At 64.0% G+C, this 11,975-nt stretch carries 12 protein-coding genes; all 12 read right to left on the bottom strand.

The genetic code is table 11. The annotated features are described in order from the left end of the window. Nucleotides 1–270: 270 nt before the first annotated feature. Genes AC3WN8_RS03235 through AC3WN8_RS03180 form a run of 12 tightly spaced genes read right to left on the bottom strand, consistent with a single transcriptional unit; the run spans nucleotide 271 to nucleotide 11,934 of the window. Entirely contained in the window at nucleotides 271–696 is a 426-nt protein-coding gene (locus tag AC3WN8_RS03235) for a hypothetical protein (protein WP_492667938.1), read from the bottom strand. A gap of 15 nt (nucleotides 697–711) precedes the next feature. After that, nucleotides 712–951: a hypothetical protein gene (locus AC3WN8_RS03230; protein WP_492667937.1), complete on the bottom strand. Its 240-nt coding sequence runs from the start codon at nucleotides 949–951 to the stop codon at nucleotides 712–714. A gap of 2 nt (nucleotides 952–953) precedes the next feature. After that, nucleotides 954–1,325, bottom strand: a complete 372-nt coding sequence (locus AC3WN8_RS03225) for a hypothetical protein (RefSeq protein WP_492667936.1) — start codon at nucleotides 1,323–1,325, stop codon at nucleotides 954–956. A 43-nt stretch (nucleotides 1,326–1,368) separates the two neighbouring features. After that, a complete protein-coding gene (locus tag AC3WN8_RS03220) occupies nucleotides 1,369–1,686 on the bottom strand; it encodes a hypothetical protein (protein WP_492667935.1) in 318 nt (105 codons plus the stop codon). Further along, a complete protein-coding gene (locus tag AC3WN8_RS03215) occupies nucleotides 1,683–2,222 on the bottom strand; it encodes a glycoside hydrolase family 108 protein (RefSeq protein ID WP_492667934.1) in 540 nt (179 codons plus the stop codon). Before AC3WN8_RS03215 ends, AC3WN8_RS03220 begins: the two co-directional genes overlap by 4 nt. Then, nucleotides 2,219–2,716 (bottom strand): hypothetical protein, encoded by a 498-nt coding sequence (locus AC3WN8_RS03210; protein WP_492667933.1) that lies wholly within the window; start codon nucleotides 2,714–2,716, stop codon nucleotides 2,219–2,221. Before AC3WN8_RS03210 ends, AC3WN8_RS03215 begins: the two co-directional genes overlap by 4 nt. Continuing rightward, nucleotides 2,713–3,294 carry a DUF4376 domain-containing protein gene (locus tag AC3WN8_RS03205; RefSeq protein WP_492667932.1) on the bottom strand — a complete coding sequence of 194 codons (582 nt, stop codon included), beginning with the start codon at nucleotides 3,292–3,294 and terminating at the stop codon, nucleotides 2,713–2,715. The genes AC3WN8_RS03210 and AC3WN8_RS03205 overlap by 4 nt, the downstream gene beginning before the upstream one ends. Further along, nucleotides 3,276–7,763, bottom strand: a complete 4,488-nt coding sequence (locus tag AC3WN8_RS03200) for a carbohydrate-binding protein (protein WP_492667931.1) — start codon at nucleotides 7,761–7,763, stop codon at nucleotides 3,276–3,278. The genes AC3WN8_RS03205 and AC3WN8_RS03200 overlap by 19 nt, the downstream gene beginning before the upstream one ends. 10 nt (nucleotides 7,764–7,773) lie before the next feature. Then, a complete protein-coding gene (locus tag AC3WN8_RS03195; protein WP_492667930.1) occupies nucleotides 7,774–8,187 on the bottom strand; it encodes a DUF6950 family protein in 414 nt (137 codons plus the stop codon). Further along, the gene (locus AC3WN8_RS03190; protein ID WP_492667929.1) at nucleotides 8,177–8,788 is read right to left on the bottom strand and encodes a hypothetical protein; all 612 of its coding nucleotides are present in this window, start codon (nucleotides 8,786–8,788) and stop codon (nucleotides 8,177–8,179) included. Before AC3WN8_RS03190 ends, AC3WN8_RS03195 begins: the two co-directional genes overlap by 11 nt. Beyond that, nucleotides 8,789–9,382, bottom strand: a complete 594-nt coding sequence (locus tag AC3WN8_RS03185; protein ID WP_492667928.1) for a hypothetical protein — start codon at nucleotides 9,380–9,382, stop codon at nucleotides 8,789–8,791. Next, nucleotides 9,379–11,934 (bottom strand): phage tail length tape measure family protein, encoded by a 2,556-nt coding sequence (locus AC3WN8_RS03180; RefSeq protein WP_492667927.1) that lies wholly within the window; start codon nucleotides 11,932–11,934, stop codon nucleotides 9,379–9,381. The genes AC3WN8_RS03185 and AC3WN8_RS03180 overlap by 4 nt, the downstream gene beginning before the upstream one ends. Nucleotides 11,935–11,975 lie beyond the last annotated feature (41 nt).

Here is an 11,975-nt window from a genome sequence, read left to right as displayed (position 1 = left end):
CCGTGCCGCCGCCTATCCCCGCGTTGCTGACTAACTGAAAGGCCGCGGTGCCGCTGGGTGTCAGGGCGACATTCGCCTTCCGCGAATATGCGCCGCCGCGACCACCGGGGCCGAAGGTTACGCCACCTGTCCCCGCCCCAATGCACTCAACCAGGTTCGCGGCGTTGTTCCAATCCGCGGGCACATCGAGAGGGGATGCGTCCGTCGACGTCAAGAACGCACGCTTGTCGCCGTTCCCCAGCGTGGTCCAGGTGACCATGGCCGCGCCCCTTAGACCGCAGTCTTGTAGATCGGCGTGGTGAAGGTGGCGGTGAAGGTCCCCGCCGTGCTCGACCTGTTCCCCCCGAAGTCCGCATAGGCGACCAGCTCGTCGGCAGAGGCCGCGCCGCCACGGTGCTTATAGATTACGGCGCCGCGCGCGGCGGTGATCGTCGAGGCGGCCCAGGCGACAGGTGCGAACGCGATCGAAACGCGATTGTTGGCATTGTCCTGGGTGACGGTGCATGCGGTCGCCGCGCCGCCAGCCGTATAGCCGGTGCCGACGATCTCGCCCGTCACGTCATCGCGATAGTCGTGTGCGTCGACGTCCGGCGTGTAAGTGGCATCGACGAGCATTGCGTAGAATGTGTCGGTGTCGAAATCGATGTTTCCCTTCGCCTCGTGGAACATCATCGAATTGAAGATTGCGGATGCCATGGTCGTTTCTCCTGATCAGCGGCGAAGGTTGGCGGCGGTCTGGTCGGCGTGCGGGAAGACCCGCGCCTCCAGTTCGGCGAGCTGGGCGGCGAGCTTCGCCTGATCGGTTTCGTCGGCGAGCTCGGCCGCCTTCTCGATCAGCGCAATGAGGCTCTTGCCCGCCTCGATCGCGAGGGGTGCTGCGGGATGGATCAGCGGCGCCACCTTCTCGGCGACGGCAAGCACGTCCGCGATGATGTCGGAAATGTCAGCCATGTTCATTCTCCCAGGACGGATTTGGCCTGAGCGAACGTCGCCTGTGCGGCAGCGTAGGCTTCGGCATATGTCGCGGCATTGCCCAGCCGGCGCGCGGCGGCGGCGGTGCGGAGATAGGCCGTCGTCTTGTCGATCAGGTCGGCCAGGCGCTGAGCCTTGGCGCTGGTCGGCGGCAGGCCGCCGGCCGCGTCGAGCGCATCGACGAACGAAAGGAAGGTGTCGTATCCCTCGAGCAGGCCGATACCGATCTTCTCGTCTGCGGCAGTGCCCGCCAGCGGAGCGGGGGCGGCCCCGCCGACGGACCCGTTAAGCGCGCTGTTCGGCCCGCACGCCGCGAGGGCAAGCGGGATCAGCGCGACAATCAAGCGCTTCATGATGATCTCCATTTCGATAGGCCGGGGTGCCGCCCGGCGCGGATTATTTCGTCTCGTCGACCGTGTGTACGGGATCGTCAGACTTGCCCGTGGCGGCCTGCTCGGTGGTGATTGGCGGCGTCATGCTCATCTGATCGCTCATCCGCTGCACCTGTTGGCCGAGCCAGCGCTCCTTGATCGCGCCGATGGTGTCCTTGCCGTTGACGAGCAGTCCGCCGACGATGACGCCGAGCAGGCCGATCGCGGCTTCAGACGGTGTCTTTGCAATCACGCCAATGGCAATGACTGCGATGATAACCAGCGAGCCGCCTGCAATGGCGCCGAGCAGCTTGCGGTCGCCCTCATGGTCTCCGATGTTCATGCCACCCTCGTCCGGATCCAACCGTAGACGAAGTCCTCGTTCGCCGCCCGGCCGCGCGCCAGCACCTTGTACCGCTCGCCCTGGGAGCAATTCAGGGCCGTGAGCATCACGCGCTCCGCTTCGGCGCCGCGCGCCTTCAGGTAAGCCCGGAAGGCATTGAGCGTGCCCGGGCCGATGTCGCCGTCCTCCTTGATGTCGGGATAGAGGCGACCTTGTCCGTTGAAGGCGTTGAGCCATTCCTGAAACCATAGCGCCGGCACCCCGGGGCCCATGTTCACACCCGTGTCGAACAGCTCCTCGCCAATGCGCGGGCTGATCGCCGCCACCGCGGCGAAACCCGGATCGATCGCATATTCCTGCCGATAGATCGCGATCGCCTTTTCCCGCGACAGGTTGCGCATGTCGCCGGCATAGCCGTGCTTGCGCGCGACGCGCTCGGTGATGCCCCACCGGGTAGGCCCGCCGCGATCGGAAGGATGGTTGCTGAAATCACCCTCCTTGCCGATCGTGTTGTCGATCATGGATTCGATGGTCATTGTGGATCCTCCGGATCGGGCTGGGGGTGCGGACGCAGCGCCGTGTATTCAGTCGGGGCGCGGCCGGTGATGGTGTCGTCGAGGATCGAGGCGCCCGAGCGCTCGACCTGGATTTCTTCGCGGACGGTCGCCTTGATCGAATTGGTTTGCGCGCGAAGCTCGGCGTCGACGCGCTGGAGGAAGCGGGTTCGGACCAGGCGGATCAAACGGTCAGAGGAGACGGCGAAGATGGCTGCCACCGTCGCCGCCGTGTGTCCGCTGGCACCCAGTCGCGCCACGGCCTCGGATGCCAGCAGCGCAATCATTCCGATCAACAGCGCGTCTATGACAACCATGCGGGTTGTCACCCGTCGACCCTCGCCCAGGGCGAGCGCATATTTCGCGCTCGTGCCGAACAGCAGGCCAAGGGCGATAGCCCCATATTTGGCGACAAACGCCTCTGCCCACCCGTTTAGCATGTGCCCCAAACTCCAAGATTGCCGCGCCGTCGTCATGTCAGTCGCTCCGTCAGGTCGACCCCGACCGCCCGGATCAGCTCGACGGTGTCGTTCGCGGGGTCATAAAGTTCGCCGCGAATTGCCTCAGCCGCCGCGCGGATGGCCTGGCGCGACAATTCCAGCGCCTTGTCGATCGATTGCATTTCCAGCATTGTGCAAGGCCGCACGACGTTATTCGCAAGCTTGAACTCGATGGGATAGAGTTCGTCGGCCTTGTTCGCGAGCGCGCTCACGACCGCCCGACTGTCCCCTTTGGTATCAACAAAGCCGATCCCCTCGACTTCGACGGGCTCAAGCAACATCGCCTCGCGTACGCGCTTGACCGCCGCCCAGCGCGTCGCGCGCTCCCGCTCAACGGCCTCCACCATTGTCATCGAGACCGGATCGAGATCCCAGGCATTGGCGCCAAGCTGTTGCCAGTTCGCCGGCAACGGATGCCCTACTTCGCCGTCGCCAAGCTGGCTTTCGTGGCGCAGCGCAACCGATCCGTCCGACATGAGGACGAAATGTGTGGGATCGGGCGCCACAAAGGAACGGATGCCATCGTCAGTCATGTTCAACCCTTCGCCCAGCATTGGCTGCCGGTTATCGTCATCGATGTGGTGGTGCCGCCGAACAGGTTCAGGCGGGCGGTGAAGCGGATATTGTAGGGGTTGCCGGCAACGATGGAGCCGGCCGGGCTGGGGCCGTTATAGTTCAAGGATCCGCCCAGCGTCCCGACGACGGGTTCGTCGCCGTTATAGGTGAGCGTATGCGTCAGGAATTGCACGCCCGTCGGCGACCAAACCCCCGGCGACGTTTCGATTTCGGCCTGCACGGCGAGATCGCCGACATTGTTGTTTATCCGAACGAACATCTGGAAGAAGAAAAGGATCGACGGAATCGTTGGCACGAGGGTCAGCGGGCCGATAACGGGCGTCCAACTGGTCGACGTGATGTCGACGGTTGTTGGCGCATCGAAAACGTACGGCTTTCCGTCCTGCGGGATCAGGTCGTAGACATAGACAAGCGATACCTTCTGGACGACGTTCACGTTGTCCCTGGACGATACAACCGTGAAAGTGCCCTGTTCCATCACACCGGTAATGGTGATCACACCGCGCGAGCCTGCGGTATTGCTGATCGAAGCCGTGATACCCGTCGTGACGTTGATCAACGACCAGGTCGTCGACTCCGACACGTCGACCAACCCTTGGTAGCGATACATTCGCAGGGTCTTTGGATATGATTTGACGACGCCGGTGTACGAAACATTGACCGTCTGGATCTCGTTGACGCCTTTCAGGAGCGGCACGGTCGCTTCGGTATTGTTCGCATTCGGCGCAGATCGCGAAAGATATGCGTTCACAATCTGATACTGGCTCGACGTGATCGCGCCATGCGCGTTGCGGTAATATCCGCCCTCGACATAGGCGGCATCTGCAGGCGCGAGGACGGGCGTGCCATTGACCGTTGGCCAGTCGCCCGTGGGGGTCATTGCCGTCGTGTTGAACAGCTTCTGTGTCGTACCGACCTGGTTGCCGTCCACGTCGCGGAAGATCAGGTAGATGCCTCCGCCGATCGCGCCGGATCCCACACCCTTGCCGCCGGTATAGCCCCAATAGAAGGCTTCACCCTGCCCACGCACCGGTAGCTTTTCGAACACTTCGGCGAAGAACTCGCTGGACGGCGTCGTGGTCGACACGATCCGCACGAAGTTGGCATATTTATAGCCGAGCGCCGCGCCATTGGTCTGAATGCTGAAGGGTGCAGCCAGTGCGCCGCCAGTGAAAAGACTATCCAACGTGTTGAGCTGGGGATCGGGCCAGTCGTTCCAACTGCTCCCGCCGACGCCATCGGTCCACACGCTTGCCGAGGCATATTTGCCGCCGCCGCCCGTGTCATAGATGAACACGATGACGCCGCGCGTCGTGCCCGCCGCCGCGATCACCTGAGCTTCGGTCATTTGGAAATTGCCGCTGACCACCGTGCCATAGGTCGGCGCTGTGCCCACGATCACATTGTCGGCGTTGCGAACCTCCCATGTCACCGTGCCAGCCGTGAAATTCTCACGCTCGGGGACAAAGACGAAAGTCTGCGTCGTGGGATCGAGCCGCCCCCAGGCGTTGCGGGTCAGGCGGTCGCGGGTCTGGGTCAGCTTGAGGCCATAGGCCTCCTGCCCGGCAAGCGCCTTGCTGACGACGATCGGCACCGTCGGATAATCGACGCCGCCATAGGTCGCTTTGAAGACGACAGAGGTTTGCCCCAGCCCTGCCGCGAGCCCGGTAATCTTGAAATACCCCTTGGGCTTGCCCGTCGTCGGCGTGTTCGTCGCCGTGTTGACCGTCGCCGTGCCCCCACCAGCCGAGACCACCGCCAGGGTGACGCCGGCAGTATCGTTGCTCGGCCCCACCAAGATCGCACTGGAGGTACGGAAATAGAGTTGCCCCTCCAGCGACGTCAGGTAGCCGGGGTCGACGGTGCCGTCCGCCTCGGCGGGCACAGTGAAGCCAAGAGCGTTTGACTCTGTGCGATAGTCGTCGTTGCGCAAGAGGTTCGGTGTCGCGAGCCACAGCGAAGGCGTGATGACGAATGTCGTCGCCGTGCCCGCCGCCCAGGCGAAGGTTTCCCAGAGATAGGATCCGACTGTCACCGCGGGCTCGGTCTGGCTCCAGCCGTCCAGGCTGCCCGACAGGCTGTTGTCGGCGAATGTGAACGTGATGTTGTTGTCCGGCACTGCCGGCGCGACGTTGGTTGCTGTCCGCTTGTACAGGGTCACCAGCGACGTGCTGATCCCCGGCTCACCCGGGATCCCCCTATCCTTGGTGACGCGATAAGTCTTGTCGATCTGCTTGCCGCCGGCGCCGCCGATCGTCGCCCGGACGACGAAGGTCGCAATGTCCGCAGTCAGCGAATGGACGGTGATCCAGCCCTTGGGCTTTCCCGAAACAGGAACATTCGTCGCGGTGTTGATCGATATGTCACCGTCAGGCTCGCTCACGACGGTGAACGCAACGGCCGCGTCATTGGTAATGTCGGCCTCGTCGCGCTTGACCATGAATTGCGAGCCGAGCGCGGCGAGATTGGCTGGTGAAACGGTGCCGTCCGCCGCGGCAGGAACGCCGGTAGCGCTCACAGTCAAAGCCGAATTTGACAGGGTCTCAGCCTGGGTCAGCGCCGGAGCCGACCAGGCACCGGTCAGGATCGAAGCCGTCGGTGCGGTGGATGCGGGATAGGCGCGGATTTCCCAGCGGTTCGAACCGCTGCCGATGCCAGGATCGCTAAGCGACCACCCCGATAGCGTGCCGGTGAGCGCGCCCGTGAGAAACGTATAGGTCAGGGTCGTCGCGGGGACGGCCGGAGGCGTCGCGCTATCGCTGCGGCGATACAGAACCACCGTGGAGGTGTTGACGCCGGCGGCGGCGAACACGGCCACATTGGCATTGGGCGGCGGGGATCCGGCGGACGATGTGTGCGCCGTGGTGACAACATAGGTCGATCCGCCATAGGTGAATAGATCGTCGACGAGATAGGCGGTGCCGGCGGCCCATGCGCCGCGAGAGTTATAGTCATTTCGGCTGAGAACCGCTGCGTCATCGATCTCCTGCGGTGCGGTCAGGGTGGGCGTGGGCGGCGGTGTACCAGTCCTGCCGAGCGCATAATCGTGCTTGGCCTCGGTCTCGCCGATCAGCGACAGCGTCACCTTCAGCGTCGCCGGGTCGACCGACTTTCGCAGGATGATGCAAGGCTGCTCCATCAAGCCTGCATCGGGCAAATCGACAATGAGCATGTCGCCCGCGCCAAATCCGCGCAGCCGCGGCTTGCAGACAATATCGATCGGGCCCAGCTCGCGCGCATTGACCAGGTCATAGGCGGCGAGCTGCGCGACCTGGTCCTTGTCCTGCACCAGATTCCACTGGCGCTCCTCGTTCTTCTCCTCGCCGTCCTCGGTCACATAGGTGGGAACCGTGACGAGGGCAGAGGGGACATATTCCCACTTGTGCGCCTCGCTGCGGTATTTCGGCACGATACCGTTGATGCGAGCCCGCCACGTCTGCATGGCGGTGACGCTGATGTCCTCGTCCGACAGGTCTTCGGCCGTGATCGTGTCGAGGGCGATCCGGGGCGCGTTTATGCGGAGGCCAATCTTCCCGCCCGTGAACACAGGCTCCGCGCCGCCGGCCGCGAGAATATCCTTCAGGTTCTGCCAACGGTCGCCCGGCTCGTAGATGGTGCCGCCGACCTTCCAGCCGTTCGCATCGCAGACATTCGCCAGCTCGACGAAATGCGCGACCTCGATGCCGTCGACCGATTGGCCGATGCCGAAAACCTTCTTGCTGTTCTGATACCGGCCATAGACATAGGTGAGGGCGTGCAGCGCCGGATTCTCGGTATAGGTCCAGGTCGCCTCATTGTTGATGCGTTGCGTGCCGGAGCCGCCCGGATAGGTGCTGTCCGCGCGAGGGTCATAGGCGCGAACCCCCTCCCAAATCGCGCCGAGCTGCGGAACGCCGCCCGCGAAGACCTTGCCCTTCTTGTCGAATTTCAGGTTCCACAGGATGGCCGCTTTGCCCGACAGCTTATGCGCCGCCGTCCAATTTGGCATGCCGGCCCAGTTCGGTGCGAGCGCCGCCGCTTCGGGCGTCGCGCCAAGCTGGTGCGCGGCGTAAAGGAAACCAGCCCAATAGCCCGTGCCAGCGGTGCCGGACATCGGCAGGGCCGCGAAATCGGCATATTTCCCCACCAGGCCGTTCACCGGGCCCGCGACCGAATAGGTCATCACGAGGCCGCGATACGGATTGGGCACGCTGTTGACGGTGCCGCCATAGCCGACGTCGTGGCGCATCACGCCGCCCGAATAGGTGCGCCCCATCAGGTACGGCGATGGCGCATCGGCCATAACAAGGATGCCGCTCGCTGATCCGCGAGCCGCGGGCTTCTTCGCAGTGAGCTGCGCGCCGATCGAGGCGGTGACCGCCACGGCCGCCGCGATCGGCTGCCACGGGCCGGGGATCATGGCGACGACGCCGGCGACAGCGGCGACGGCGCGAAATACGGAACTCATTCGCGCCCCCTCATGTCCGCCATGCGGCCTTGATTTCGAATGGTGTCATCGGGCGAAGCCCGCTCAAATCGTCCGGGTGCCAGCCCAGCACCTTGCCGCCCGCGAAAATGACGATGCTATCGAACCCGTCATTGCCCTCCAGGAGCGCCAGGTCGCCGACGATCATGCGCGCAGGTGCGATCCGCTCGAGCATCGAATCCAGCAACGCGGTCATGTCAGCGAAACCGGTCTGTTTCAGAGCGCGCCGCGCGCCAGTGGGCGACTGGAAATCCGGGATGCGCGGCGGCCGATGTCCCAGGTTGCGGAGCTGGGTCCGGGCAAGGTGGATGCACGTTGCTTGCGCCTTCCAGTCGAAGGGCCGGGTGCGAAATTTCTTGATCGTTCGATTGGTCGCTGTCGTGCGGGCGGCCAGGTCAGTACCCATTGATCAACTCTTGAAGCTTGGTGCCGCCCCAGGCGGGAACGAAACCGGTCATGCTGGATCCGCGCGGAGCCGCCTCGACGCCCCAGGCGACCGAAACGCTGAGCCCGGTGGCGTTGTCCTCGCCCAGCTCGCCGGGCCAGACGGTCTTGTGAAATCGCGGGCTAAGCGAATTGCCCTCGTTGATCGCGAACAGGCGTTCGAGCCGGGACACGAAATTCATGTCGAGGCGGCGCGTACCTCGACCGGTGCGAAGGGTGGTCTGATCGGCCTGCATGTCGGCCTGAAGGTCAGGCGTGCCGATCACTGCTCCGGTCGCTTCGTTGACCTCTGCGATCCAGAACCGCATGCGGCTGCCTTGCATGCCGGGGGCCGACAGGTCCGCCGCGGCTGCCGTGGTCTTGGGCAGGAAGGTCAAGCGGCCCGCCGGCACCTCGTCGCCGACGCCTTCCTCCAGCGATTCGACCTTTTCGATCGTGCCGAAATCCGCGTCGGAACTGGAATATTGCTCGGCGCCCACATTCAGGAAGCCGCCGTCGCACAGGCGCAGCGTCTTACCGGGCAGCTCGATCTTGACCAGCCCGACCAGGAGAACGCGGTCCATCTATTCCGCCTCCTCGATCGTGAATGCGATGCTGTTCATGTGGTTGACGGCCAGCCGCCATTCGGCTTCGTCGCCGACGACCATGCCCTCGATCATCGGTGCGACCAGATGGACCGCGCACCCGTCGGCGAAGCGGACGCGGAGCATCGGCTCGATCGACAGCGCGATCAGCCCGCCGCCGCTCGCGGTCGACGCGGCGCTGATATTGTGCAGATAGTGCTGGCCGGTCGCCGAGACGATCGACACCCAATAGCCCTCAAGCGCCTCATAGCCGGGCGTAGCGTTTCGGACGTTGAGGGTCAGTCCTGCCTGTCCCGCCCCGTTGACGACGGGCGATCCGGGCGCTCCCTGGTCGACGCCGAGCAGGGGCATGGGGATGCGGATCCCCTCGCGCTTGCCGCGGATCAGCCGTGAGACAAAGACCTTGCCGTCATCGGCCGGGATCGGCGGATAGGTGACGTCGATCGCAAAGCGGTTGCCCTGCCGATTGAGACGTAGCAGCTTCCCACCGAGACCCGGCCGCAACACGCCACCGAAATCGATGAGGCGGGCGGACGCGTCATTTGGTGAGGGGATTGCGGGAAGCTGGATCAACGGACCAAGCTCCGGCTGCGCTTATAGGCAACCATCCCCGCGCCACCGACGGTGCCAGCCTGAGCAGAGCCTGCGCCGATCGCGTTCATCTGGTTGAGCAGGTCCTGCGTCATGACCGCGCCGCGCAGGTCGAAACGGAACACGTCACCACCTGGGCCGCGATCCGCGCCCTTCTTGCGGATGTCGACGACCTCGTCCTTCGAACCCCAGAACTGGACGAGGTTGCGATCGATGCCGGGACGCCCGCCGATTTCGAAGCTGCCGCCGTTCGCGAACTTGGGAAAGTTCGCGCTCGATTTGCTGGTCAGGCTCGTCGAGCCGTCCGGATTAGGCCCGCCGCCGAACGTGCCGGATCCAAAAACAGTGCCCAGCGCCTTGCCGATCGAACTGAATATATCACCGCCGCTCCCACCGCTTTGCCCGGCGGCCCCGAAGATGCGACTGAAAAGGTCCGCCAGACCATCGGCGAGCTTGTTCATGGCGGCCTCAAGGCCCCGCGCCGCGGTGTCGGTCAGCCACGATTTGAAGAAACCTTTGAAGTCGCCGTTCAGCGCAGCGCGCAGGCCGTCGCTGAAGGTGTCGCGAAAGGTCTGACGCAGATTGGCGGCGGTTTCGTCCGGGATCGTCTTTGGCAGGAGTGGTGGCGGGTCGCGGTCGAGGACATCGGAATCGGGGAAGTCGAGGTCGTCTTTGCCCCAGCGTTCATCCGCATACTTACGCGTGCGCCGCCGTAGCGCGTCCGCGATTTGCTCTTCGGTGAATCCATCTTTTGCGAGGACCTTCGGCATGTCTGCCATGTCGGCCTTAAATTCATTGAACAGCTTCAGCTCTGGATAGAGCTCGCCCATCAGGCCGCGCACTTTGTCACGCAACGACTGAAATGCCTGTTCGGCTTTAGTTGTCGCCTTCTTCGTCGGCTCGACCATCTCCTTGTCGAGCCGCGCCATATGCTGGCCGATCTCGTCGACCATGTCGGGGATGTAGCTATGGCCGACGACGACGTCGTAGAGCCAGGCGAAGGCCTCGCCGACGCCGCGCACCTTGCGCTCGACCCAATCCCAGACCTGACCAAGCTTGTCCAGGAGCCAGTATTTGATGGCGGCGTAGAGGCGGCCGACCATGCCGGTTATCCCCGGCAGTATCGCCTCGAATATGCGGAGCCAGCCTTGCGCAGCGTCCGATACCAGCTTCTTCGTCGCTTCCCATGCGCCCGCGAAGTCGCCATTCAGCAGGCTCGTGACGATCTTCAACGCATTGCCAATGGTATCAAAGCTGGCCTTCAGCAGCTCGACGAAGCCCGAAATGGCGCGAAGCGCGACCTCTCCGAAAACCTTCAGAAGTCCGGCGAGCAGGTCGCCCAGCGTCGCGATCACACCGCGCGCCAATTCACCGAGCGGGCCATTCCAAAGTTCTGTTAGGACACCGCTGATCGTCTGGATCAGCGACAAGATTTTGGGCCCAAGCACCTCCTGGAATTTGCTGCCGATCTCCGTAAGCACCGGCCCGATACGATCGCCGAATGCGAGCCAGACGGCGGCGATCGCGGCGCCTGCGGCGATGAACGGCGCTGCCGCCGTCGCAGCGGCGCCAAGCGCGGCAACAAGCCCCGCCTCACCGATCAGGGCGATCAGCGGCGCGAACACGGGCACCAGGCCCGCGGCCAGTGACACCAGACCACCAAGCACGGTGACGACGGGGCCAATGGCGGCGGCGATAGCGGCGCCGGCCACCGCGAATTGCTGTGCGCCGGGCGACAACTCGTTGAACCTGTCGAGCACAGTCGCGAGCATCGCGGTCAGCGGCGGCAGCACCTTCAGCACGATTCCGCCGACGGTCTCGTTGAAATCATCCCAAGCGTTCTTAAGGTCCATGCCCGGCGTCGCATCGCGCATCGCCTTGGCGGAGCCGCCGAACTGGCGCTCCAGCTCGGTCAGGATGATGCCCTGCGCCTTCGCGAGCTGGTTGGTTTTGACGAAACCTTCAATCTGGGATTTCTGTTGCTCGGTCAGTTGGATGCCGACTCGACGCAACGCCGCCATACCCTTCACAGGGTCGTTGAGGCTCTTGCCGACCAGCAGGGTCGCCGCCTGAAGGTCGCCGCCCATGCGGGTGGAAAGATCCACCGCGGCGAGCTGCGCGCGATCAAACTGCTCCTTGGCCACATTGCCGAAGGTCAACAGATTTGCGGTGACCTTGCGCAGGATCTCGTCGTCATCGAATGTCGACAACCGCATCAGGCCCTTGGCCTGCTCCTGAAGCTGCTCCGAATTTCTCCCTGCGGCGCTGCCCATACTCTTGAGCGCCGCCTCGACCTGCCCGATCGCCTGTGCGCTTTCCTTCGCGGCCGGGATCGCCTCGCGGACCAGTGCCGCGAATGGCACCGAGAGCGCGGCGGAGAGCCCGAGCCCGATGCCGCTGATCCGTTTGCCCATCTTTTCCATGCGCTTGGTCAGCAAGGTCATCCGACGCTCCGCATCGGCCGCACCGCGACCGACGTCCGCCGCATCAATTCCGAGAATGATTCGGAGCTGGCCGATGATGCTGGATGCCATGGGCAATCCCCCGAACTGGACACGCGCTCGGGCGCCGAATA

It is taken from the genome of Sphingobium sp. FW305-3-2-15-F-TSA7 (genome assembly GCF_058787155.1).
This window is presented reverse-complemented; position numbering and strand designations above follow the sequence as displayed.